This is a genomic window from Pseudomonas sp. Bc-h (genome assembly GCF_002080045.1).
Taxonomy (GTDB): Bacteria; Pseudomonadota; Gammaproteobacteria; order Pseudomonadales; family Pseudomonadaceae; genus Aquipseudomonas.
Genome location: NZ_MUIN01000006.1, coordinates 273,140 through 297,826 on the forward strand (window position 1 = coordinate 273,140; position 24,687 = coordinate 297,826).

The 24,687-nt window shown below is 58.8% G+C and carries 23 protein-coding genes; 16 read left to right on the forward strand and 7 right to left on the reverse strand.

Annotation, left to right across the window (positions count from 1 at the left end; all coding sequences use genetic code 11):
- Positions 1–15 precede the first annotated feature (15 nt).
- Complete coding sequence (locus BWR59_RS11790; protein ID WP_081565808.1) at positions 16–1,020, forward strand: PleD family two-component system response regulator; 1,005 nt, start codon at positions 16–18, stop codon at positions 1,018–1,020.
- 44 nt (positions 1,021–1,064) lie between these two features.
- On the opposite strand, the gene BWR59_RS11795 is transcribed toward BWR59_RS11790, so the two are convergent.
- Together BWR59_RS11795 and BWR59_RS11800 are read right to left on the reverse strand one after the other, a co-directional pair.
- Positions 1,065–2,297: a hypothetical protein gene (locus BWR59_RS11795; RefSeq protein WP_143490816.1), complete on the reverse strand. Its 1,233-nt coding sequence runs from the start codon at positions 2,295–2,297 to the stop codon at positions 1,065–1,067.
- A gap of 315 nt (positions 2,298–2,612) precedes the next feature.
- On the reverse strand, positions 2,613–4,733 hold the full coding sequence (locus BWR59_RS11800) for a hypothetical protein (protein ID WP_081565810.1): 2,121 nt from the start codon (positions 4,731–4,733) through the stop codon (positions 2,613–2,615).
- 259 nt (positions 4,734–4,992) lie between these two features.
- On the opposite strand from BWR59_RS11800, the gene prfB reads away from it, so the two are divergent.
- The 7 genes from prfB to BWR59_RS11835 all read left to right on the forward strand — a co-directional run bounded on the left by prfB (position 4,993) and on the right by BWR59_RS11835 (position 11,857).
- A protein-coding gene (gene prfB / locus BWR59_RS11805; RefSeq protein WP_120125574.1) for a peptide chain release factor 2 occupies positions 4,993–6,088 on the forward strand; the annotation gives its coding sequence in 2 pieces (ribosomal slippage) (positions 4,993–5,064 and positions 5,066–6,088; 1,095 coding nt in all).
- Between the two features lie 116 nt (positions 6,089–6,204).
- Positions 6,205–7,707: a lysine--tRNA ligase gene (gene lysS, locus BWR59_RS11810; protein WP_081565812.1), complete on the forward strand. Its 1,503-nt coding sequence runs from the start codon at positions 6,205–6,207 to the stop codon at positions 7,705–7,707.
- 210 nt (positions 7,708–7,917) lie between these two features.
- A complete protein-coding gene (locus tag BWR59_RS11815) occupies positions 7,918–8,649 on the forward strand; it encodes a TetR family transcriptional regulator (protein ID WP_081566031.1) in 732 nt (243 codons plus the stop codon).
- Positions 8,650–8,689: 40 nt separating this feature from the next.
- A complete protein-coding gene (locus BWR59_RS11820; protein ID WP_081565813.1) occupies positions 8,690–9,247 on the forward strand; it encodes a hypothetical protein in 558 nt (185 codons plus the stop codon).
- Positions 9,248–9,275: 28 nt separating this feature from the next.
- The gene (locus BWR59_RS11825; RefSeq protein ID WP_081565814.1) at positions 9,276–10,553 is read left to right on the forward strand and encodes a flavohemoglobin expression-modulating QEGLA motif protein; all 1,278 of its coding nucleotides are present in this window, start codon (positions 9,276–9,278) and stop codon (positions 10,551–10,553) included.
- 42 nt (positions 10,554–10,595) lie between these two features.
- Positions 10,596–11,534, forward strand: coding sequence for an alpha/beta hydrolase (locus tag BWR59_RS11830; protein ID WP_081565815.1), 939 nt, complete (start codon positions 10,596–10,598; stop codon positions 11,532–11,534).
- Positions 11,531–11,857 (forward strand): hypothetical protein, encoded by a 327-nt coding sequence (locus tag BWR59_RS11835; protein WP_081565816.1) that lies wholly within the window; start codon positions 11,531–11,533, stop codon positions 11,855–11,857. The genes BWR59_RS11830 and BWR59_RS11835 overlap by 4 nt, the downstream gene beginning before the upstream one ends.
- Before the next feature lie 707 nt (positions 11,858–12,564).
- Here the strand turns inward: BWR59_RS11835 and BWR59_RS11840 are convergent.
- The 3 genes from BWR59_RS11840 to BWR59_RS11850 form a co-directional block, all read right to left on the reverse strand.
- Complete coding sequence (locus BWR59_RS11840) at positions 12,565–13,347, reverse strand: OmpA family protein (RefSeq protein ID WP_081565817.1); 783 nt, start codon at positions 13,345–13,347, stop codon at positions 12,565–12,567.
- A gap of 48 nt (positions 13,348–13,395) precedes the next feature.
- Positions 13,396–13,821 carry a DUF4398 domain-containing protein gene (locus tag BWR59_RS11845; protein WP_081565818.1) on the reverse strand — a complete coding sequence of 142 codons (426 nt, stop codon included), beginning with the start codon at positions 13,819–13,821 and terminating at the stop codon, positions 13,396–13,398.
- Positions 13,822–14,100: 279 nt separating this feature from the next.
- Positions 14,101–14,445 (reverse strand): pilin assembly protein, encoded by a 345-nt coding sequence (locus BWR59_RS11850; RefSeq protein ID WP_081565819.1) that lies wholly within the window; start codon positions 14,443–14,445, stop codon positions 14,101–14,103.
- Positions 14,446–14,679: 234 nt separating this feature from the next.
- On the opposite strand from BWR59_RS11850, the gene ppc reads away from it, so the two are divergent.
- The 6 genes from ppc to BWR59_RS11880 all read left to right on the forward strand — a co-directional run bounded on the left by ppc (position 14,680) and on the right by BWR59_RS11880 (position 21,217).
- Complete coding sequence (gene ppc / locus BWR59_RS11855) at positions 14,680–17,316, forward strand: phosphoenolpyruvate carboxylase (protein WP_081565820.1); 2,637 nt, start codon at positions 14,680–14,682, stop codon at positions 17,314–17,316.
- Positions 17,317–17,600: 284 nt separating this feature from the next.
- Positions 17,601–18,248, forward strand: coding sequence for an adenylate kinase (gene adk / locus BWR59_RS11860; RefSeq protein WP_081565821.1), 648 nt, complete (start codon positions 17,601–17,603; stop codon positions 18,246–18,248).
- Positions 18,249–18,361: 113 nt separating this feature from the next.
- Positions 18,362–19,036 (forward strand): tRNA (adenosine(37)-N6)-threonylcarbamoyltransferase complex dimerization subunit type 1 TsaB, encoded by a 675-nt coding sequence (gene tsaB / locus BWR59_RS11865; RefSeq protein ID WP_081565822.1) that lies wholly within the window; start codon positions 18,362–18,364, stop codon positions 19,034–19,036.
- Positions 19,037–19,314: 278 nt separating this feature from the next.
- Positions 19,315–19,605, forward strand: a complete 291-nt coding sequence (locus BWR59_RS11870) for a hypothetical protein (protein ID WP_081565823.1) — start codon at positions 19,315–19,317, stop codon at positions 19,603–19,605.
- Complete coding sequence (locus tag BWR59_RS11875; RefSeq protein ID WP_081565824.1) at positions 19,602–20,474, forward strand: DUF72 domain-containing protein; 873 nt, start codon at positions 19,602–19,604, stop codon at positions 20,472–20,474. Before BWR59_RS11870 ends, BWR59_RS11875 begins: the two co-directional genes overlap by 4 nt.
- Before the next feature lie 44 nt (positions 20,475–20,518).
- Positions 20,519–21,217: an extensin family protein gene (locus BWR59_RS11880; protein ID WP_081565825.1), complete on the forward strand. Its 699-nt coding sequence runs from the start codon at positions 20,519–20,521 to the stop codon at positions 21,215–21,217.
- Positions 21,218–21,249: 32 nt separating this feature from the next.
- On the opposite strand, the gene BWR59_RS11885 is transcribed toward BWR59_RS11880, so the two are convergent.
- Positions 21,250–21,876 carry an energy transducer TonB gene (locus tag BWR59_RS11885; protein WP_081565826.1) on the reverse strand — a complete coding sequence of 209 codons (627 nt, stop codon included), beginning with the start codon at positions 21,874–21,876 and terminating at the stop codon, positions 21,250–21,252.
- Between the two features lie 98 nt (positions 21,877–21,974).
- On the opposite strand from BWR59_RS11885, the gene BWR59_RS11890 reads away from it, so the two are divergent.
- On the forward strand, positions 21,975–22,757 hold the full coding sequence (locus BWR59_RS11890) for a class I SAM-dependent methyltransferase (RefSeq protein ID WP_081565827.1): 783 nt from the start codon (positions 21,975–21,977) through the stop codon (positions 22,755–22,757).
- Positions 22,758–22,839: 82 nt separating this feature from the next.
- Here BWR59_RS11890 and BWR59_RS11895 read toward each other — a convergent pair whose 3' ends face one another.
- Entirely contained in the window at positions 22,840–23,472 is a 633-nt protein-coding gene (locus BWR59_RS11895; protein ID WP_081565828.1) for a TetR/AcrR family transcriptional regulator, read from the reverse strand.
- A 109-nt stretch (positions 23,473–23,581) separates the two neighbouring features.
- On the opposite strand from BWR59_RS11895, the gene BWR59_RS11900 reads away from it, so the two are divergent.
- On the forward strand, positions 23,582–24,682 hold the full coding sequence (locus tag BWR59_RS11900; protein WP_081565829.1) for an efflux RND transporter periplasmic adaptor subunit: 1,101 nt from the start codon (positions 23,582–23,584) through the stop codon (positions 24,680–24,682).
- Positions 24,683–24,687 lie beyond the last annotated feature (5 nt).

Genomic DNA, 24,687 nt, shown 5'->3' on the forward strand with positions numbered 1-24,687 from the left:
ACCAGGAGACCCTGAATGCATGATTTGCAGCTGGACGATTCAAACGCCACGGACGAAAACGCTGCCATGGTGTTGCTGGTCGACGATCAGGCGATGATCGGCGAGGCAGTCCGGCGCGGGCTGGCGAACGAGGAGAACATCGATTTCCACTTCTGCGCCGACCCGCATCAGGCCATTGCCCAGGCGATCCAGATCAAACCGACGGTGATTCTGCAGGACCTGGTCATGCCGGGTCTGGACGGTCTTACGCTGGTGCGCGAATACCGCAACAATCCGATCACCCGCGATATCCCGATCATCGTGCTTTCGACCAAGGAAGACCCGCTGATCAAGAGCGCGGCGTTCGCGGCAGGGGCCAACGATTATCTGGTGAAACTGCCGGACAACATCGAGCTGGTGGCGCGCATCCGGTATCACTCGCGCTCCTACATGACCCTGCTGCAACGCGACGAAGCCTATCGGGCATTGCGGGTCAGCCAGCAGCAGTTGCTCGATACCAACCTGGTACTGCAACGCCTGATGAACTCCGATGGCCTGACGGGGCTGTCCAACCGCCGGCACTTCGACGAGTACCTGGAGCTGGAATGGCGCCGGGCGATTCGTGAGCAGACGCAGCTGTCGCTGATGATGATTGATGTCGACTATTTCAAGGCCTACAACGACAATTTTGGCCATCTGGAGGGCGACGAAGCCCTGCGTCAGGTGGCCAAGGCCATTCGCGCCAGCAGCAGCCGGCCTTCCGATCTGCCGGCGCGTTACGGCGGCGAGGAGTTCGCATTGGTCTTGCCGAACACCTCCCCCGGCGGTGCGCGCCTGCTGGCGGAGAAACTGCGCCAGACCGTCGCCAGCATGAGCATCCCGCACATCGCCCCAAGCGAAGGTTCCAGCTTGACGGTAAGCATTGGCCTGGCGACCATCGTTCCACCGGTCGGCAGCCATAGCCGCCAGTTGATCCAGAGTGCCGATCAGGGCCTGTACGCCGCCAAGCACAACGGCCGCAATCAGGTGGTGGTGGGGTAAGGCCGGACAAGCATCCGGCCCGATGGGTACGCTTATCCGGGGGGTTACGGTTGGATTGCCTGGTCGGAGGAGTTATAGCTGAAGGGGTTGCCGTTCAACTTCGTCAGGTCAAGTTTGATGATGGGTAACCACTTACCTGCAGTTCGCTCGCGGTATTTCGTTTGATAGGTTTTGGCTTCAGCAAGTCCTGCGGTCGACACGTAAAAAAATGACTCCAGTGGCAAGCTGGTCGGGATATTTTGCGCCCATGTTTTGACCATCATTTCATTCCATAGCGCGTCCATGTTTGGCGGTCGATTTGCCCTGACCTGAAAGCTTGCTGCGAACTGCGTGGCGTCTGCGGTACTCAGTGAGCATTGGTAATCTCTATTCTGGATCGTTTTTGTGTAGGCATACCATTGGGCCACGGTTCGCACGTTGACGCTTGCGCAGGAGCTGACATCTGCTCGTGGTGCCGAACGTGGTTTGAGACCACAGCCCTTTTCACCACGTGGCCCGACTAGTGTTCCTGCGTCGTAGGCGTAGATGCAGAGATATTCTGCGATCTTGCCCTGGGCGTTGGCTTGCTCTTGTGGTAGGAACGTGAACCCGCTTGCGTGATACAGACTTGTGACATATGCGTCTCTTCTCATGTATGAAAATGACACTCCACCAAGCGTGTCCGCCGCGGGGCTAGGGTTCCAAGGATCATAGCTGCCGCTCTGGGTCGAGCGAATGATTACACCGTTGCAATAATAGGCCGGTGTATTACCCGTGCACGTCAAACTTGTATTGGCGTACCGAGTGTTCAGTTCGTAGGCGACCTGTTCACCAGAATTGGCGGGGGGCGAGGTTTCGACCACGGTGACCTTGAACGGAATGGAGGTTAGATAGTTTCTTCCGGGGAAGACATAATTTGCCTTCACTTGAACATCCTCGCCCTTGCTCGCAGCGACAATTGAATACGGGATGATGAAGGTCACCGGGCGAGTTACCCCCACAGTCTGTAGCGGCGACTCGTAGTAGCTGCTGCCAATCCAGCTCACGCGCACATTGTCGCCATTGGTGATAGTGGGATAGGTCATTTGGACAATGGCACCGGTGCCCGCCAGTGTTCTCAGATCCAGTTGCCCGCCGACAGCCTGAGGGAGCACTGGGGGAGGTACGATTTGTGGCGGAGTAGTGGCGACTGTGGAGATTAGAGTTCCCTCACCAGACGCTTGGTTCGGATCGGACGACTGGCAGCCCCAAAGGGTGAGCATGATTACAACAAGAGCAGTGCAGGAAATCCTTTTCATGTCTCAATCTCTCTCAACGCTGTAGTAGAAGTGCGATGACTGGTAATACTGGACGTGTGACGCGTCTTGGGTCGTGCTGAACGGCTGCGGGACCTATGTTCAGTATCGTAGGTCCAGGGCGATGACCTAGATTCATTCGCAATGGGGTTTATCGCGATTCGCGATACGTTTCGGTGCGGCTCGACGACCTGGTTCGACTTGGTGTAGACGATAGAGCCCCGCGGGCGGTGCTCGACGGATTGTCACCGACGTTATGGCTCTGGAGATTTGCAGGTGAGGGAGTAGGCCGGACAAGCATCCGGCCCACGGGTTGTTTTATTGTTGCACTGCTTGATCGGCTTCGTTGTAGCTGAAGGGATTGCCATTGAATTTTGTCGGGTCAAGCTTGATGACTGGCAACCACTGTCCTGCGGTTCTGGCTATGTATTTGCGCTGATACTCCTTGGCCTCAGGCAGGCCGGTCGCGTTTTGGTAGTAAAACGCCTGCAGTGGTAACTGCTCTGGTATCCCTGCAGCCCATACTTTGATCAGCACTTCGTTCCAAGTGCTGTACACCTCGGTCGGAACATCGTATTGCCGCGCGTTCAGACTGACCGCAAATTGCGCTGGATCTTGAGTGCTCAACGAGCATTGATAAACGCGATTGGTTAAAGCTTTGGTGAAATCAAACCAGCCGTTCAGGGTTTGCGCATTTTTTTGAGCGCAGGTGCTCGAGTCCTCTTGAACGCCGGTTTTGTTAGATGCCTCGACTTCTGCCAGGCTTTCTTGCAAGAGTCGTCCCAGCTCTGGCTCTTTGCGAACCAAAGCTGCAAATTTTGGATCCGCTTGTAGCAGATCACTGGCATCCTTGCCGTTCGCCAGCCGATCCACCACTTGTTCGTTTTGCTTGAAAAGAGTCGGCAACTCCGGGTTCCTGATCGCGATCTGCATTAGCTGGTTGGCTGATTTGCCAGGTGTCCCACGCGTGACCTGAAATCCGCAACCATAAGCTCCCCTTGATAGATCGGTTGCTCCATCGTGGGGGAAGGCGCACAGATATTCATGAATTTTCTTTTGATTTACGGCTTCATTCTGAGAAAAAAGGATGTAGCCGCTGTCTCGCCACAAATATGTGATTTTTGCGTCTTTACGAATGTGGGAGAAGGATATCGAGCCTTTTCGTTGTTGAGTTATGCTGGGATCCCACGGGTCAAAATTGCCGTTGGTTGTCCCGCGAGTAGTGACACCGTTGCAATAATACGATGGCAGGTCGCCGCAGGTCGCAGCGGTATCGTTGTAACGGGCATTCAGATCGGCAGCCACCTCTTCGCCTTTCGGCCGGGTATCGATGATCTTCAAGGACAGTTCAGGCGACATCACCAGCTTCCCGTCCCCCAAGCCGACGCTGGCGGTGAGCGTGACCGTCTTGTCCCTTTCCAGCCGGACCTTCTCGTAAGGAATGGTGAACTCCAGTGGTCGGGGTGTATCACCGATCACGGGGTGAGGGGTGTCGAAAGGGGGCGTGCCTGTCCACCGAATGCCTACAGTGTGGCCGGCCGAGATACCGGGGTAAGTGAAAGTCACTTTGAGGTCTTTGCCGAGCAGGTCGCGCAGGTTGACCTGACCTTGCACTGCAGCAGGTACCACCGGAGGGTCCGGCAAGGTGGCGAGGGTGATATTGAGTCTGGCAGGATCAGACAGTTCACCAGGTTGGCCGTCCAGTGCCACTTCGTAGCTCAGTGCAACTGGTTTGCCCAGGCTGGCAATGACAGTCGCTTTCGTAATGGTGAACTCGAGCGGTTCGCCGTCGGGTGTGACTCGCATCGGCGTGTCGTATGAGGTCGCGCCCCTCCACAAGACCTTGACGATTTGCCCCTGAGCCATGCTGGGGTAATGCACGCGGACGATCAGATCTCCGGTAAGTGCGCCGACATCCACTTGATTGTCCGGTGAGCCCGGTAAGGTGGGCTTGGGGTATTGCCCTGGCGGTATGGCGTCGACAACCTTGATCGTGAGTGGCTGCGAGATCACAAGCGATTCATCGCCGACACCCACGCTGCCAGTCAACACCACGGACTGCCCAAGGTCTTTCTGAACCACACTGTTGGGAATTTTGAACGTTACTGTCTTCGCACCGTCGCCAACCGTTTGATGAGCCACGTCGAATGCCGGAGGAATACCCGTCCAGCGCATTCCGACCGTGTGTCCATCGGCAATTTCCGGATACGTAAGCTGGACAGTGGCGTCGGCACCGTTCAACGCGCTGACGTCCAGCTCGCCATTGATTGCCTCGAGCACTTTGGGTGGGTCAGGTTTTGGTATGGCGCGGACGCTTCCCTTGCCAGTGGGCGTGGCGCATTGGCAGGTGCATGTGCAGGTTTTCGTATCGGCCTGGGCGGCAGAGATGGCGCTCAGGGCTACCAGTGCGGCAAGGACCAGCGTGGCTAAACGTGTCATGTGACCTCCATGTCGTCGGTAGTTATGTGTGGGTAATGACTCCTTGATTCAGTATGGGAACGCAGTGGTAACGTCCTAGATTGATTCGCGATTGGGTCAATCGCGATTCGCTATGCCTGAAGTCGCCCTAGGCGCGGCGCTTGCCCCGATGGCTGGCCGTGAACTGATCAGGCCAGCGCTGCCCAACGGACTGCCACAGACGCTATGGCTGGGGTATACTCGCCGGCTTTGAAAATTTCGCCTGCGAGTGCTGCCCACCATGGAAATCAACCCGATCCTAAACAGCATCAAGGACCTGTCCGAGCGCTCCGAAGCCATTCGGGGGTATCTTTGACTACGATCACAAACATGATCGTCTGACCGAAGTTAACCGCGAGCTCGAAGATCCGGCTGTCTGGAACAACCCTTCTTATGCCCAGGAACTGGGCCGTGAACGCTCCCTGCTGGCGCAAATCGTCGACACCCTCGATGAGATGAGTTCCGGCCTGGCTGACGCCAGAGACTTGCTGGACATGGCCGTCGAAGAGGATGACGAAGGCGCTGTCGCCGATGTCGTCACTGAAGTCGACCGCCTGCGCGAGTCGCTGGAAAAACTCGAATTCCGCCGCATGTTCAGCGGTGAAATGGACCAGAACAACGCCTACCTCGATATCCAGGCCGGTTCCGGCGGCACCGAGGCTCAGGACTGGGCCAACATCCTGCTGCGCATGTACCTGCGCTGGGCCGACAAACGCGGTTTCGACGCGACCATCATGGAACTGTCGGCCGGTGAAGTCGCCGGTATCAAGGGCGCTACCGTGCACATCAAGGGCGAATACGCTTTTGGCTGGTTGCGGACCGAAATAGGCGTGCACCGTCTGGTGCGCAAGAGCCCGTTCGACTCCGGCAACCGTCGCCATACCTCGTTCTCGGCGGTATTCGTCTCTCCGGAAATCGATGACAACATCGAAATCGATATCAATCCGGCAGACCTGCGCATTGACACATATCGTTCATCCGGTGCCGGTGGTCAGCACGTAAACACCACCGACTCGGCGGTTCGTATTACCCACGTTCCGACCAACACCGTGGTCAGCTGCCAGAACGAACGTTCCCAGCATGCGAACAAAGACACCGCGATGAAAATGCTGCGGGCGCGTTTGTACGAGCAGGAAGTCCAGAAGCGCAATGCGGCTTCGCAAGCGCTGGAAGACACCAAGTCGGATATCGGCTGGGGTCACCAGATCCGCTCGTACGTCCTCGATGCCTCACGCATCAAGGACCTGCGCACCAGCGTAGAACGCAGCGACTGCGACAAGGTGCTCGACGGCGACCTCGACGAATACCTGATCGCCAGCCTGAAACAAGGGCTGTAATCGCGACACCACTGTTGCGGGCCGGCGCGTCATTGTTGCGTGGCCGGCCCGCGATCCCCCGTCGCCTGATTCAGGCCGGGCGGGGGTAACGAACCTGTGATGGAAAATCTAAAGACATGAGCGACCAACAACTCGACCCGCAAGCCCAGCAACAGGAAGAAAACGCCCTGATCGCCCTGCGCAAGGAAAAGCTTGCTGCCGAGCGCGCCAAGGGTAATGCCTTCCCGAACGACTTCCGCCGCGAAAACTACTGCAACGACCTGCAGAAGCAGTATGCGGACAAGACCAAGGAAGAGCTGGCCGAGGCGGCGATTCCGGTCAAGGTTGCCGGTCGCATCATGCTCAACCGTGGCTCGTTCATGGTGATCCAGGACATGACCGGTCGCATCCAGGTCTACGTCAACCGCAAGACCCTGTCCGAAGATACCCTGGCCGCGGTCAAAACCTGGGACATGGGCGACATCATCGCAGCCGAAGGTACTCTGGCCCGTTCCGGCAAGGGCGACCTGTACGTCGAGATGACCAGCGTTCGCCTGCTGACCAAGTCGCTGCGTCCGCTGCCGGACAAACACCACGGCCTGACCGACACCGAACAGCGTTATCGTCAGCGCTACGTCGACCTGATCGTCAACGAAGACGTGCGTCAGACCTTCCGTGTTCGTTCCCAGGTGATCGCGCACATTCGCAGCTTCCTGATGAAGCGTGACTTCCTCGAAGTCGAAACGCCGATGCTGCAGACCATTCCTGGCGGCGCGGCAGCCAAGCCGTTCGAAACCCACCACAACGCGCTGGATCTGGAAATGTTCCTGCGTATCGCGCCTGAGCTGTACCTCAAGCGTCTGGTGGTGGGCGGCTTCGAAAAGGTGTTCGAGATCAACCGCAACTTCCGTAACGAAGGCGTCTCGACACGTCACAACCCTGAATTCACCATGTTGGAGTTCTACCAGGCTTACGCCGACTACGAAGACAACATGGACCTGACCGAAGAGCTGTTCCGCGAACTGGCTCAGCTGGTTCTGGGCAGCACCGACGTGCCGTACGGCGACAAGGTGTTCCACTTCGGCGAGCCGTTCGCGCGTCTGTCGGTGTTCGACTCGATCCTCAAGTACAACCCTGAGCTGACTGCCGATGACCTGAACGACATCGACAAGGCTCGCGCCATTGCCAAGAAAGCCGGCGCCAAGGTGCTGGGTTTCGAAGGTCTGGGCAAGCTGCAGGTGATGATTTTCGAAGAACTGGTCGAGCACAAGCTGGAGCAGCCGCACTTCATTACTCAGTACCCGTTCGAAGTGTCGCCGCTGGCCCGCCGCAACGACGACAACCCGAACGTCACCGACCGTTTCGAGCTGTTCATCGGTGGTCGTGAAATCGCCAACGCTTACTCCGAGCTGAATGACGCGGAAGACCAAGCCGAGCGATTCATGGCTCAGGTGGCCGACAAGGACGCGGGCGACGATGAAGCCATGCACTACGACGCTGACTTCGTCCGTGCGCTGGAATACGGCATGCCGCCGACAGCGGGTGAGGGTATCGGTATCGACCGTCTGGTGATGCTGCTGACCAACTCGCCGTCGATCCGCGATGTCATCCTGTTCCCGCACATGCGGCCGCAAGCGTAAATGATGTAAAACAAGCCGCCTGAGCAGGGCGGCTTTTTTTTGCCTGGCATTTGCTCGCCGGTGCCGCTGGCCCTTTAGCAGTCCGGCTCGCCGGCGGTAGCGGTCTTGAAATACCACCGCCGGCAAGCCGTGTGCTACAGAGGCGTGATTCAGATACCATCGCTTCGTTACATGCACTGACTGAAAAAGGAAAAACCTGTCGTGAATCGCATGATCGCTCAAAAGGGAGCCGCTGGCCTTGCCACGGCAGTCGCACAGAGTGTTCAGTACCAAGGCCGCAAGGCAAGTCGACAGGGAAGCGAACAGCGCAGGCAACAGATCCTTGATGCGGCCATGCGCATCCTCATTCGTGACGGCGTGCGTGCCGTGCGTCATCGTGCCGTGGCGGCCGAGGCGCAAGTCCCGTTGTCGGCCACCACCTACTACTTCAAAGACATCGATGATCTGCTCACCGATGCCTTCGCTCAATACGTCGAACGTAGCGCCGCCTACATGGCCAAGCTGTGGACCAACACCGAAACCATGCTGCGCGAATTGGTCGCGCGCAACGATGGCAGCGCCGACGCCCGTGCGCGACTGGCCGATGAAATCGCGCGCATGACCATGGAATACGTGCGTCACCAGTTGCAGACCCGCCGCGATCAGCTGATAGCCGAACATGCGTTCCGTCTTGAGGCGCTGATCAATCCGCGTCTGGCCCCGTTGGTGAGCGCGCATCAAGAGATTCTGCTGCAAGGAAGTGCCCAGTTTCTCGAGGTGATGGGCTCGACCCAACCGCAACTGGATGCTCAAGTATTGACGGGGATAATCGGCCGGATGGAATATCAGGGGCTGCTGGAGGGCCCGCGCCCTGACGCAGACGAAGAAATGCTCGCTATTCTTACTCGCCAGATGCATCTGGTGCTGGGTACCGCCAAGCCGGTGGCTGGCTGCAACGCATAATTTCAGGGCTTGGTTTCAGGGCTCATGTTCAGGAGAAGCGATGAAAGTCTGGAGCGTCTTGCTCGCCTTGTCGTTCGCGTTGTTGAGCGGATGCCTGGTGACTTTCAAGGATCCGATCCCTACCAGCGATACCGCGCCGCCAAAACTGCTCGGTACCTGGAGCAGCAAGAACGCCTGGGGCGAACCACTTGAACTGGAAATCAGCCGCGCCGGTGCCAATCAGTACAAGGCGGTCAGTTATCGTAAAGGCGATCGCAAGAACCGCGATGAGTACACCTTCACTGTGTCTCGCCACGGCAGCCGTTGGTACCTGTCAGCGGCCTTGCCTGAAAAGTACGGCGGCAATTACGTGATCGCCGGATTCGATCTGGTCGACAACGACAATGCTGCCGATGAACTCGATGTCTATGACCTGGATCTGGAACGGGTACAACAACTGGTCGAACAGAAGACTTTCGAAGGCCAGCCGGTCGAAACCGAGAAAGGTGACGGCGTGCTGATCACCACTTCCATGGACAAGGTGTTCGCCTATCTGGACGACACCGCCAATTCCGACGTCTTTCTCAAGGCGGCTCAATATCAGCGCATGACCAAGTAGCGCTGCGGCTTAATCAAAGGGGTAACGGGTGGACGATTACCAGCAGACCATTCGCACGCTGTCCGATCGTATCGTGTTTGCACAGACGCCGATCCGCGTACTCGACGCCGTGAAGTGGGACGACAGCATTCGCAAGGACTTTCTCTCTGCCAAGGGCAAGAAACTGCCTGAAGTGGATCGCGCCTATTACGAAAACCGCCCGCTGGGTTTCGACTCGGGTGCCTTGAAACTGGAATTCCAGAACATCGAGCGCGACATCACCCGGCAACTGGGGCAGTTCAACCCGGTCGGGCAGATCATGCGCCGCATGTGCAAGGAATACCGCATGGTGATCCGCATGCTCGAAGCGCGTGGCACGCCGGATTTCGGGCTGATTTCCCAGGAACTGTATGGCGCCGCATCCGATGCGTTTCATGCCGGTGACCCGACGCTGGCCGATCTCGGCCTGATGCTCTCCGATTACCTCAACAACATTGCCGGCCGTGGCGACCTCAAGGACGAGCCCAAGACCCTCAACGCCAAAGATGCCGTGGCCATGCTGCAAAGCCGCCTGAACCGCACCTTTGGCGAGGCCGAGGAAACCATTCGCGTGTTCGAGTCCGACGGTATCGTTGCCGACGCAGCGGCGGGCGCGGACTACATCAAGATTCGCAGCGACGCGATGTTCAACGAGCGCGATGTCCGCGCCCTGGAAGTCCACGAAGGGCTGGTGCATGTCGGCACCACACTCAATGGTCAGAACCAGCCGATCTGCACCTTCCTCGCCAAAGGCCCGCCTTCGTCGACCGTGACTCAGGAAGGCCTGGCGATTCTGATGGAAGTCATCGGCTTCGCGTCGTATCCGAGTCGCCTGCGCAAGCTAACCAACCGCACCCGCGCCATCCACATGGCCGAGGAGGGCGCTGACTTCCTGCAGGTGTTCGAGTTTTATCGCGAGCAAGGCTTTGGGATGCCGGAAAGCTATGGCAACGCCAGCCGTGTTTTCCGTGGCTCGGTGCCTAATGGTCTGCCGTTCACCAAGGATCTGTCCTACCTCAAGGGTTTCATCATGGTTTACAACTACATTCAGTTGGCCGTGAGGAAAGGCAAGCTGGAGCAGGTGCCGTTGCTGTTCTGCGGCAAAACCACGCTGGAAGACATGCGCACGCTGCGGCAACTGGTGGATGAGGGGCTGGTGGTGCCGCCCAAATACCTGCCCGACCAGTTTCGTGACATGAACGCGTTGTCGGCCTGGATGTGCTTCTCCAACTTCCTCAATCATTTGAGCCTGGACCGGATCGAGGCGGATTACTCCAACATCCTGTGATCGGGATGCTCTTTCATTCGAACAAGAACAAGGATTTTGCGTTTGAAGCTGCTCACCTCGCTGGTCCTGTTGATGTGCCTCACTGGTTGCAGCGAACTGCTGTTCTACCCTGAGCGCGAGGTGCCGTTGACGCCGGAAAAAGCACATCTGGCCTGGCGCGACGTCACCCTGACCGCAGCCGACGGCACCCGGCTCAATGCCTGGTTTCTTCCGGCGAAAGCGGGCGTACCGGTCAAGGGCACCGTGCTGCATCTGCATGGCAACGGCGGCAACATGGCCTGGCATCTTAGCGGCAGCTATTGGCTTCCGGAGCAGGGCTATCAAGTGCTGCTGCTGGACTATCGTGGTTATGGCCATTCCGAGGGCGATCCCAGCCTGCCCGCGATCTATCAGGACATCGACGCCGCCTTCGATTGGCTGAACAAGGCGCCGCAAGTACAGGGCAAACCCTTGGTGGTATTGGGCCAGAGCATCGGAGGGGCGTTGGGTGTGCATTACCTCGCCCAGCACCCGCAGCAACGCTCGCGGCTCAAGGCGCTGGTGCTCGATGGCGTGCCGGCGAGCTATCGCGAAGTTGCGCGTTATACCCTTGGCACGTCCTGGCTGACCTGGCCTTTCAAACGACCGTTGTCGTGGGTGATCCCTGACGGCGACAGCGCCATCAACGGCATGGCGCAACTCAAAGGCACGCCGATACTCCTGTTCCAGAGCATGGACGACACGCAAATCCCCCTGCACAACGGCATCAGCCTGTATCAGGCAGCGCCACCGCCTCGGGTGTTGCAGCTGACGCGCGGGCCCCATGTGCAAACCTTCGAAGACCCGACCTGGCGTGAGGTCATGGTGCGTTATCTTGACGATCCGCAGCATTTCAACGGTCTGCGGCGTCTGGCTGAAATTCCCAATTACCCTGATCCTGATGCGAGCAAGAAGCCTTCCTCTGCACCATCGGAAAACCCACCGGCAGAGAGCCCGCAATGAGTGATGAACGTAATGTTATTCCGCAGATTCTGACGGGTATCGGCTGTATTTTTCTGACCGTGGGGACGTTGTGGTACTACGGGTATCTGCATTTTGCCAAGCCGGAAGATGCGTTGCAGTTGAGTCAGTTCACGATGCTCAAGACGGTTCCGGGGGAGGATTACAAGGTGGCGCTGGAGCCGGCGCCGCAGGTGGCGCAGTGTGTCGAGGGGGTGATGGTGTTGTTCGATACCGAGCAGAAGGGGCTGACCGGGGTGTTGGTCAATGATCGCAAGCAGGCGGTGAGGTGCATGGGGCAGGAGACGCCTCAACAGGTGCAGTGAGCTTCTTTGGGCGCTGTATGTTGCGCGTACATCCATTCTGTCGGGTTTTTGTTCTGGCTAACGCCAGACCTGTTTCGCCTTCGGCGAGTTACTTGAAAAGACACCAAGTAACCAAGTGTCCTAGCTCCTGGCTTGGCGACTCCTTCGTCGTCGTTCCCTCACTCCGGCGACGCTCCGTGGGCCCGCGCCGAACGGACATCCATGTCCTAGCGGCGCTCTCGCGGCATCCATGCCGCTCAACCCACTCCACGTCACCTGCGTTCAGCCTGCATCCAAGTCGCGATTGGTGTCGTCTGAACTGACGCGCGCTTAGAAGCAAAATCAGAAGCGAACGCAGCCTTCGATTTTTACGCAATTCCTGTGGGAGACGCCGGAGGTCACGACGGTACGGGCCGCGATTCGGACGATGGCGGTGGGTCAGTTGCAGATGAGCCATCTGACCCACCGCTTCGCTGCCGTCGCACAACTTCAGCGTCTCCCACAGGGTTCGGTGTACAGCTGGAAATCTGGATACGCCACGTAATAGCGGCGCTGCAGATACGGCTCTGGCGTTAGCCAGAGCCAAAACCCAACCCCAACCCATTCCATTCCATTCCAATCCAATCCATTCCCCCAAAAACCCCACCCACAAAAAAGCCCCATCTGATTAAACAGACAGGGCTTTTGATTCGACGCGGCGGGCATATCACCTCACCGCTAATACCCGATCACTGCATCGAAGAACGCGGCGCGACCGGTTGGTTGTCGTTGGAAATGGTCACTTCCACACGACGGTTCATGGCACGGCCCGAAGCGCTGGCGTTGTCAGCGACCGGGTATTCCTTGCCATAACCCTGCGAGACAACGCGGTCCATGCTGACGCCCATTTTCACCAGCGCCATGCGCACGGAGTTGGCGCGACGCTCTGACAGCGACTGGTTATAGCTCGCCGAACCGGTGCTGTCGGTGTAGCCCTCCACGATCACCTTGCGATCTGGGTTCTCGGACAGGAACTGGGCCAGCTTGTTGACGTTGACCAGACCGCTGGACTTCAGCTCAGCCTTGTTCAGGTCAAACAGCACGTCGCCGAAAGTCACCAGCGTCCCGCGCTCGGTCTGCTTGGCGTTCAGGCTGTTCTGCAGCGCCTTGATCTGCGCGTCGCGGGCATCCAGACGTGCCTGGGCACGTTGGGCTGAAGCGTTTTTCAGATCGTTCTCAGCAGTCTTCAGATTGATCGTCTGCTTGGCCAGCTCTACACGCTGGTTGGTCAGATACGCCAACTGATCGACTTTCTTCTCGTTGTCATTGTTGCGATAGGCCGCATCGGCCTTGTCCAGCCATTCGCTCGCGTCCTTGGTTTCCAGTGCCGCCAGTTCGGTGGCCTTTGGATTGCTTTGCAGCGCCGAGTAATTGGTGCGGGCTTGTTCCAGGTTCACGTTCGGTTGTGAAGAGCAGGCAGCCAGACCGACGCTCAGGGCCAACAGGGCAGGGATAAGTACTTGTTTACGCATAATAGTTTCGTCCTTTAAATCCAATGGCAATGCATGAAGTGCGAAGTGTTATTGGCCAGCCGGCTGGGCGTGGCGCATGCCTTCTTCACGCAGTTCATTGACGCCCTGACGAGCGTCTTGCACCGCTTTCTGTGCTTTCGCCGCTTGAGCCTTGCGCTCGGCTACACGAGCGTCCCATTCAGCTTGCTCGGCGTATTTGCGGGCTTCGTCGTAATTCTTTTCCTGCATCGCAAGCTCGGCCTGTTTGAACTTGTCCTGAGCCGACTTCATCTCGACCGCTGCGTACTCGGTACCGCCAGCGGTCACCGCCGCGTTCACGGCAGATTGAGTCACGGCGTATTGCTCACTAGGAGGATTGCCCGCGCAACCGGCGAGAAGGAAGCTGGTACCCAGGGCCAGCGCGGCCAGTTTCAGCCCGCGCAGGCCATTGAACGTGGTTTTGGCAGTGCTGGTGTTCATGGTGGTCAACTCCATTTTGAAACTCCTGAAAACTTGATTTTTTTCCATTGCAGTCTTGGGCCTGGCGCTTAGATGACTGAGGTCATTACGCTGCCATCTGTCGGCTTTTTCTGTAATGGCTAACTGCTCGGACCCGCGCGGTTTTTGAATAGTTCAGCGTTTTTTGTCCACCTGAGTGGATGGTTTGTTACGCGTTGTAAAATTGACGCTTTTAAATTGGCGTAAAAAAAGACGCAACGCCCCGTATAGAAGGGGCGTCGCGACACTTACGATGTTCTGAAAACGGCGTCGTTATCAGTGCTGCTGACTGTCCTGCTGCTCGGACAAATCCTGCAGATAACGGCGTGACAAGGCGAGGAAACGAGGTGTCGGCCCCACATCTTCGTAAAGCGGATCGCCTTCCTCGTCGGTGGCGACTACATGCTGTCCCTGAATATAGGGAAAGCTTGCCTCCAGCTCTTCCAGAGCCGCGCCGATCAGCTCGCCCAGCAATTCTTCCGGCGAGCGCTTGGGGTACATTTCGGCGAGCGCCGCCAGGCGGGCAGCGGCTTCGACATCCAGATGAACCGCATAGCCGGTCTTGGTCAGACGACCTTTGGCGGTCTGTTCCCATTGTTTCGCGAGCTCACGGATTTTCATAAAGACCTCTTCGTACACCCGCGTGATGGCGGGTTCAGGCGAATTTTCGAACCCTCGTGGGGATCGTTGTTGAGACTAGCTTGCTCCCGGCAGATGTGAGGCAAAGGGTTGCGTATGTGCATCAATTTATCGCTCTATACACAGAGATAGAGGCAAAACTTACAAGGGCGTTCAGTTTCGAGTGATCGAACTGGCTCAAGGCAGAACAAAAAAAACGCTGAAGGAGAACGCTGGATGGCTGATATCGATGCACGATTGCGCGAGGACGTTCACCTGTTGGGTGAGCTGTTGGGTAACACCATTCGTGATCAGCACGGGGCTGATTTTCTCGAGAAGATCGAGCGTATTCGCAAGAGTGCCAAGGCCGGTCGCCATGGCACTACGCAAAGCACCGAGCAGCTGAGTTCCAATCTGGAGAGCCTCGGTGAAGACGAATTGCTGCCGGTGGCGCGGGCCTTCAACCAGTTTCTCAACCTCGCCAACATCGCCGAGCAATATCAGCTGATTCACCGACGCGACGACAGCAAGCCACAACCGTTCGAGTCCCGCGTATTGCCAGAACTGCTCGAGCGTCTGAAGCAGTCCGGCCAATCCTCCGAGGCGCTGGCTCGTCAGCTTGGCAAGCTGGAAATCGAACTGGTGCTGACCGCGCACCCGACCGAAGTGGCGCGGCGGACCTTGATTCAGAAATACGATGCGATTGCCGCACAGCTGGCTGCCCTTGATCATCGCGACCTCAATCGTCACGAGCGCGAGCAAATCACCGAGCGCCTGCAGCGGTTGATCGCCGAGGCCTGGCACACCGAGGAGATTCGGCGCATCCGGCCGACCCCGGTGGATGAAGCCAAGTGGGGTTTTGCGGTCATCGAAAACTCACTCTGGCAGGCGATTCCCAACTATCTGCGCAAGGCCGACAAAGCGCTGCAAGACGCGACCGGTCTGCATTTGCCACTGGAGGCCGCGCCGATCCGCTTTGCCTCCTGGATGGGCGGCGACCGCGACGGCAATCCGAATGTGACTGCTGCCGTGACACGAGAGGTGTTGTTGCTGGCACGCTGGATGGCGGCGGATCTCTACCTGCGCGACGTCGATCAACTGGCGGCGGAATTGTCGATGCAGCGGGCCAGCCCGGCGTTGATGGCGGTTGCCGGAGACAGCGCCGAACCCTATCGCAACGTGCTGAAAAAACTCCGCGAACGGTTGCGAGCCACGCGCAATTGGGCACATGCGTCGCTGAGCGTAACGCAACTTGCTCCCGAGGGCGTGCTGCACAACAACCGCGATCTGCTCGACCCGTTGCAGCTGTGTTTCCAGTCGCTGCATGAATGCGGCATGGGCGTGATCGCCGACGGCCCATTGCTAGATTGCCTGCGCCGCGCCGTCACTTTCGGCCTGTTTCTGGTCAAGCTCGATGTGCGTCAGGATTCCACGCGGCACAGTTCGGCAATGACCGAGATCACCGATTACCTCGGGCTCGGACGTTACGAGGAGTGGGACGAAGAGACACGCATCGAGTTCTTGCTCAAGGAGTTGGGCAACAAACGACCTCTGCTGCCCGCGCATTTCAAGCCGGCTGCCGACACTGCCGAAGTGCTGGCGACCTGTCGAGAAGTCGCGGCCGCACCTGCTGCATCCCTGGGTTCCTACGTGATTTCCATGGCGGGGGCAGCTTCCGACGTGTTGGCTGTGCAGTTGTTGCTTAAAGAAGCAGGGCTGCAGCGCCCAATGCGGGTGGTGCCGTTGTTCGAGACCCTCGCGGATCTGGATAACGCCGGGCCGGTGATCGGGCACCTGCTCAGCCTGCCGGGTTATCGCCTGCGTCTGCATGGCCCGCAGGAAGTCATGATCGGGTATTCCGACTCTGCCAAGGATGCGGGCACCACCGCGGCTGCGTGGGCGCAGTATCGCGCGCAGGAAAAATTGGTAGAGATTTGCCGGGCGCAACAGGTCGAATTGCTGCTGTTCCATGGTCGCGGCGGCACGGTCGGTCGTGGTGGCGGCCCTGCGCACGCGGCCATTCTGTCGCAACCGCCGGGCTCGGTCGCTGGACGTTTCCGCACCACTGAGCAGGGCGAGATGATCCGCTTCAAGTTCGGTCTGCCGGACATCGCCGAGCAGAACCTCAACCTTTATCTGGCTGCCGTGCTGGAAGCCACGCTGCAACCGCCGCCGATGCCTGAGCCGGCCTGGCGGCAAATGATGGATGAACTGGCGGCAGATGGCGTCAGCGCCTACCGCGCGGTGGTGCGGGAAAACCCCGAGTTCGTCGACTACTTCCGCCAGGCGACGCCAGAGCAGGAGCTGGGTCGCTTGCCGTTGGGCAGTCGTCCTGCCAAGCGCCGCGAGGGGGGCGTCGAGAGTCTGCGGGCGATCCCGTGGATTTTCGCCTGGACCCAGACCCGGCTGATGTTACCCGCCTGGCTCGGTTGGGAAGATGCACTGAGCAAGGCGCTGGAACGCGGGCAGGGTGATTTGCTGGGGCAGATGCGCGAGCAATGGCCGTTCTTCCGCACCCGTATCGACATGCTGGAGATGGTTCTGGCCAAAGCCGACAGCGATATCGCGCAGCTCTACGACGAACGTCTGGTGGAGCCGGGGTTGCAGCATTTGGGGGCGCATTTGCGCGACCTATTGTCGCAGGCGTGCAATGTGGTCCTCGGGCTGACCGGCCAGTCGCAGCTGTTGGCCCACAGCCCGGAAACCCTGGAATTCATCAGCCTGCGCAATACCTACCTTGATCCTCTTCATCTATTGCAGGCCGAATTGCTGGCCCGATCACGCAGTCAGGAAGTCAGCCTGGACAGTCCTTTGGTACAGGCGTTGCTGGTGTCTGTCGCAGGGATTGCCGCCGGTTTGCGCAACACCGGCTGATGTGAAGTTTCCTACGCGGATGAGGGCGCAAGCCTTCATCTTGCGGCGCGCGGGTGATCGGCAATGGCGCATCCCCACAAAGTTGCACCGGGTCCTGCCAAAGTATTGATCGTTGGCAAGCTACTGGTTTTTCGCGGGTTGCTGCGACTTTTGGCGTCTTGTGCGGCATGAATCGGCTGTGTATCTTGATCAGCCTTTGGCCGTTGGGTCAGTTAAATTTTTAGCGATTGGCCCCATTTAGGCGAATCCGACGAAATCTCTATAAAAAATTGAGGAGCACAACAATGCGCGTGATTCTGCTGGGAGCTCCCGGGGCCGGTAAAGGTACTCAGGCAACGTTCATCACCAAGAAATTCGGCATTCCACAAATCTCCACCGGTGACATGCTGCGCGCAGCAGTCAAGGCGGGCACCGAGCTGGGCCTGAAGGCCAAAAGCGTCATGGACAGCGGCGGTCTGGTTTCCGATGACCTGATCATTGGCCTGATCAAGGATCGACTGTCGCAGCCAGACTGCGCCAACGGTTGCCTGTTCGACGGCTTCCCGCGCACCATTCCTCAGGCTGAAGCCCTGAAGAATGCCGGCCTGGCGATCGATCACGTGGTCGAGATCAAAGTCGACGACGAAGAAATCGTCAAGCGCATTTCCGGCCGTCGAGTGCACGAAGGTTCGGGCCGCGTTTATCACACCGTATTCAACCCGCCGAAGGTTGAAGGCAAGGACAACGAAACCGGTGAAGACCTCGTCCAGCGCAAGGACGATGTTGAAGAAACCGTTCGTCATCGCCTGTCGGTCTATCACGCGCAGACCGAGCCTCTGGTCAAGTTCTACCAGGAACTGCAAGCCAAAGACGGCACGCCAAAGTTCAGCAGCATTGCAGGCGTCGGCTCCGTTGAAGACATCACCGCCAAGGTGAACGCAGCACTGGACTGATCCTTCGATCAGCGCAGTGAACAACAGCCCGCTTGCGGGCTGTTGTTGTTTATAATGCGGCACTTTTGCGTACGACTCTCCAGTACATCCTCTTTGCAACCATGGAACCCCCGATGACGACCTTGCTGGCCCTGGACACCGCCACTGAAGCCTGCTCAGTCGCCTTGCTGCACGACGGCAAGGTGCTGACTCACTACGAGGTGATCCCGCGCCTGCATGCGCAGAAACTCCTGCCGATGATCAAGGACCTGCTGGCCGAGGCGGGCATTGGCCTGTCTGCGCTGGACGCCATCGCCTTTGGCCGCGGGCCGGGTGCGTTCACCGGCGTTCGCATCGCCATTGGGGTGGTTCAGGGGTTGGCGTTCGGCCTGGATCGTCCAGTGCTCCCGGTCTCCAACCTTGCCGTACTCGCGCAGCGTGCGTTTCGTGAGCAGGGTGTCAGGCAGGTGGCCGCTGCCATCGATGCACGTATGGACGAGGTCTACTGGGGCTGCTATCGCGAGGCGAACGGTGAGATGAGACTGGTGGGAACCGAGGCCGTAATGCCGCCTGAGCAGGCTGCGTTGCCTGCAGATGCGTCCGGTGACTGGTTCGGTGCTGGCACCGGCTGGGGTTATGCCGAGCGTATCCCGGTGAAGTTGTCCGGCCATGACGCCAGCATGCTACCCCACGCCCGGGATCTGCTGACTCTCGGCACCTTTGCGTGGCATCGCGGCGAAGCCATTGTTGCTGACGATGCGCAGCCGGTTTATCTACGCGACAAAGTAGCCACGCCGAAAGCGCGCTGAACGGACACCTACTCCGCATACCTCATTACCTTGTGGGAGACGCCGGAGGTCACAGGCATGAAGCATTAGCGTATCCAGCGTACGCCTGCCGATGCTTCAAACACGCCCGTTCTGCGACCAAAGTCACACCTGTGACTACCGTTCGGCGACAAATGCACATTTTCTGCCCGGTGGCTTTAAACGTTTTGTAATAACTGTGGTCTAGTTATCGTTCGCGAGTTTGCTTAACTGCTTATCGTGAGATTAAATTGCCACTACAAGACGCCGAGTAAGCATCGATGCGGATTAATGGTCCTTCACAACGTTCGTACCCGATAAAGCGCAAGCCACGCAAAGGCTCTGCGACGATCGACAACGCTTCCGAAGAAGTGATCGATGACGTCGAAGTCATCCCGCAGTCGTCGCGGCGCCAGACCGGCACCACGGCGAACGTGCCTGCGCGCCAGCAAGACATCATCTTCCCTCGCGCCGTGAGCACGCGTGTCGCTCACGCGCTGAGCAGCTATCTGACGACGTCCACCTTTGTCGACTGGGATCTTGAAGTCTCGGGGCTCGATCTTCACGTTTGAACGTCTCCAACCCTCCCTATTTTGTCGGTTGCCCGTCCTGGAGTGAAAACGCCTGGCGCGAGTCGCTGTACCCGCCCGACGCCCGCTCTAGCGATTTTCTCGAGCTCTACGCTCAAGTCTTCAATGCCGTCGAAGGCAACACCACGTTTTATGCCAGCCCCAAGGAAACGACCGTGCAGCGCTGGGCGCAGGTTCTGCCCGAGCATTTTCGGTTCACCGCCAAGTTTCCTGGTGACATCACTCATGCGGGCGACCTGCGCGAGCATCTGACTGCCGCCGAAAGCTTCCTCCAACTGCTGGCTCCATTGGGCTCCCGGGTCCAGCCGTTGTGGCTGCAACTGCCTGCGACCTTCACGCCCAATCGCCTTGCCGAACTGGGCACTTTCATCGATGCGCTGGAGGGTAGGGCGCTGGCGGTAGAAGTGCGCAACATGGCGTTCTTCAACAAGGGTGAGGAAGAGCGCATGCTCAATCGCCTGTTGCTGGATCGCGGTGTGGAGCGCATCTGTCTGGATTCGCGACCATTGTTCAGCTGCATTTCCAGGGATCCTGCGGTTCTGCACGCGCAGTCGAAGAAACCCAAAGTCCCGCCACGTCCTGCCGCCCTCACCCAGTTTCCGCAGGTGCGGTTCATTGGGCATCCGGAGCTGGACGCCAACCACAGTTTCGTCGAACAGTGGGCACAGAAGGTCGCGGGCTGGATCGAGGAAGGACGCACGCCCTATGTATTCCTGCACACGCCTGACAATCTTCAAGCCCCGGATCTTGCCCGACGTTTCCATCTGCAATTGATGAAGTTGCTTCCAGGCCTGCCAGCATTGCCAGAGCTCGATCGTGGGCCGCAGGTGGAGCAACTCGGGTTGTTGTGAGGTCGATAGGGGGACGTCTTCTTCACTTCGCGGAAACCTTGCCCATGCGCGGTTCGACCCTGTTCCTTGTGTTGTTGTTGATCTGCGCGGGAGTCGCCATTTCGGTATGGCGCGGTTGGCTCGAAGTCCCGAATCGCTGGAACCCCTGGGCGCCGCTGGATGTACGCCAACAGCCGAACCTACTGACCACCTACAAACTCTGGCGCCTGCAGGATGATCCGACGCTTTGCGATCAAGCCCTGCAAACCTCGACCCTGCGCTACGGCCATCAGGCTGACAGTGCCCCGGACGCCAGATGTCCTCTCACCAACACGCTTCGCATTCAAGGCGGCGATGTCGCGTTGAGCAGCAGCTTTCTCTCCAGTTGCCCCTTGGCAGTGGCTTATGCGCTGTTCGACATCCACGCGCTGCAACCGGCTGCGCAGGCGGTGTTTGGGCAAAGGGTCACTCAGGTCGATCATCTGGGCAGTTTTGCCTGCCGCAACGTTTATAACCGCACGGAAGGTCGCCTCAGTCAGCATGCGTCGGCCAATGCGCTGGACATCGCAGGTTTTCGTCTTGCAGACGGGCGGAGGGTTTCAGTACTCAAAGATTGGAACGACGACGGCGATGACGGGAAATTTCTGAGGCTGGTCAGGGATGGTGCCTGCAAGCATTTCAACACGGTCTTAGGACCGGATTACAACGCTGCCCATCGGAACCATTTTCATGTGGACATGGGGCATTGGCGGGTGTGCCGGTGAGCAGGAGCGGTATCTAAAGACGTAGCTAATTATCAGGCGGCGATGCGCAGGTTCTGCAACACGATAGGCCGCGCCCAGCCGTTGTCGAATTCCAGATGGCGCTGTTGTTCGGTCATCTCTTCGGCGCTGTAAGGCGTGGCGGGTTTGTCGGCCAGATCCCATTCGAATTCGGCGATTGGCAGGAACAGGGGGCGCGGCTGAGGGCCAGGGCCCGGATCGACGCTGTCGTCGTAAGGGTTGAGCACGGTTGGGCGTACCCAACTGCTGTCGATTTCCAGGTTGCGCTGCTGCTCGATCATCTCGGCGGCGCTGAACGGCTCGGCGGGTTTGGCCAGGTCCCATTCGAACTCGGCAATCGGCAGAAACAGGGGTTCAGGCGGTGCGATTTCCGTGTCTTGTACGGGGCATTCGCGTTGTTCGACGATCTTGCTCAGGGTCTTGGCGCCAGCGATGGGCTCGCCAGTCATGCTGTCCGTCGCAACCACTGCGCTGTAGTGTGGGGTGGTGCCGGCGTTGTCGTCGACCTGCTGGGCCATCGCACGGGCAAACGCATCCTGCCAGAGCTGCGTGACGCCGCTCAGGGTTTCGGTATTGCGTACGCTGTAGTCGCCTGCGTACGTCAAATAACCTATCGAGGATGTTTGCTGAATGTCTGACATAAGCGCTCAGTACATGCCGTGGGTCTGGCAAAATGCCGGATACTTTCGTTATCGGCAGATGTTGCCAATCATTAAGAAAATTTGAGCGTGTAGAAACGATGAACGAGCAACAGACGGGCAGCCGCATCCGGGTCGAAACCTTGACCGCCGACGGCCAGCAGAAAGCCGCAGATTGGGCCGAGCGTCTGGGCCTGCCGCTGGAGGATGCCGAGGCGGATTTTGCCTTGCAAGTGAGTGACGAAGGGCTGCAGCTGCAGCAGTTGGGCGACGATGTGCCGGGCCCTGTGCGGGTTGACTTCGTTGAAGGCAAGGCCGCGCATCGGCGTCTTTTCGGCGGCGGCAGCGGGCAGATGATCGCCAAGGCGGTCGGTATTCAGCCCGGCGTGCGTCCGCGTGTGCTCGATGCGACGGCAGGCTTGGGTAAGGATGCGTTCGTACTGGCCAGCCTGGGTTGTGAAATGAGCCTGATCGAACGTCAGCCGATCATTGCCGCGCTGTTGGAGGATGGTCTGGCGCGCGGGGCTCAGGATCTGGATGTCGGCGGGATCATCGGGCAAATGCGGTTGCTCACAGGTAACTCCATCGAGCTGCTGCGCAATTGGGAGGGTGAGCCGCCGCAGGTTATCTACCTCGACCCGATGTTTCCCCATCGCGAGAAAACCGCGCTGGTGAAGAAGGAAATGCGCCTGTTCCGGCCGCTGGTGGGCGACGATATGGACGCCCCGGCGCTGCTTGAGGCCGCACTGGCGCTGGCGACCCACCGGGTCGTGGTCAAGCGCCCGCGCAAGGCGCCGTGCATCGAAGGCGCCAAGCCCAGCTACGCGCTGGATGGCAAATCCAGCCGCTATGACATCTATCCGAAGAAGGCGTTGAAGGCGTAAATGGTCGCAGGGGTTGCTTGCCGGCACCGCGAAACTCAGGAATTGGCAGGGAGCTCCCTCCCACAAGGTCTAGCGTTGACTCTCAGGCCTTGTAAGCCTTCAAGAACAACGCCACAACCTCCTGAACGTGCTGCTCTGCGGCCTGCTCATTCGGCAACTCACCATTGCCGATCAGCAGTCGGAAATTGCATACGCCTTTGATCAGGCTCAGAAAGTGCCCGGCCGCGCTCATGGGCGAGTCGAAGTGCAAGCCTTCGGTGTCGTTCACGCGGGTCAGAAAACGCTCCATTTCATGCAGGATGCGTTGCGGCCCCGCCTCGAAAAACACCTCGGACAGCTTCGAGTCCTGCGTGCCAAGGGCAATCATCAGGCGATGCAGTTCCAGCGATTCAGGGCTGTTGATCAGCGTCTGAAAGCCTCTTGCAATACCTAGCAACACTTTCTCAACCGGCGCATTTGGCGGCATGTCGACGAACAGCTCCGGCAATTGTTCTTCGCAACGCGCCACCACGGCCGCTGAAAACAGTGTTTCCTTGTCATTGAAGTGGCTATAGACCGTGAGTTTGGAAACCCCGGCCTCCGTGGCAACCGCATCCATGCTGGTGCTCGCATATCCGTTGCGCACGAACAGGGTTTTCGCCGCGTCGAGGATGGCTTGGCGCTTGGCCAGGTCTTTCGGGCGGCCTGGGCCTGTGTTGGATGTCGAGTCGGTCATGGATCCTTCAGGCATATTCGATTTTATTAGTGGACTGTTCAGTTCGGTAATTCTTAATATACTCGCCAGTACAATTATTCAAAGCGCTCTTTTGCCAAGGTGCCTCACCATGTTTCGCGATGCCTTGTTTCTTGTCGTGCCCATCAGTCTGGTGTCCTTGCTGGCGGGCTGTGGCCAGGAAGTGTCAATTCCGGCCACCGTGCGTCCGGCCATGGTAGTGCAACCTGTGCCGTCATCCCAATCCATGGACAGCTACCCCGGCGAAGTCCGTGCGCGATTCGAGCCGGATCTCGCATTCCGGATTCCAGGCAAAGTCAGCAAGCGTCTGGTGGAAGAGGGCGAGCGCGTCAAGGCCAATCAAGCTCTGGCCGAACTGGATGCCCAGGACGTACGTCTGCAACTGGACGCCACTCGCGCGCAGGTCGCCGCCGCCGAAGCCAACCTGCAGATGGTCCGCTCCGAGCGGGACCGTTACAAGACGCTGATGGACCGGCAGATGGTCAGCAAGTCCCAGTATGACAACACCGAAAACCTCTATCGCGCAGGTGATGCCCGCCTTAGACAGCTGAAGGCCGAACTCACCGTTGCCGACAATCAGACCAGTTACGCCGTGCTTCGTGCGTCACAGGATGGCGTCGTCGCCAAGCGTCTGGTAGAGGTCGGCCAAGTGGTCGCCGCCGGGCAAACGGTTTTCACCCTCGCCGCCGATGGCGAGCGCGAAGTGTCGATCAGCCTGCCGGAACAGAACTACGGGCGGTTCAAGATCGGTGACCCGGTTTCGGTCGAACTGTGGACGCAACGCGAGCAGCGTTTCCCCGGCCGCATTCGTGAGCTTTCCCCGGCTGCCGATCCACGCTCGCGCACGTTCGCGGCGCGCATCGCCTTTGCGGGCGGCAAGGTGCCCGCGGAACTTGGCCAAAGCGCCCGCGTGTTCATTCAGTCCGAGCACAGCGTGCCGTTGTCGGTGCCGCTGTCGGCTGTGACCGCAGAGAACGGCGCCACTTACGTCTGGCGTCTGCAAAGCGATAACACCCTCAAGCGCACCCCGGTGCAGGTCGGCGCCTACGGCCAGGAATCGGTGCCCGTGTTGAGCGGCCTTGAGGCCAGCGACTGGGTGGTGGCTGCCGGTGTTCATGTGCTGCACGAGGGCGAGCAGATTCGCCCGGTCGACCGCAGCAATCGCGCGGTGAAACTGGCAGCGAAGGAGTAGCACGG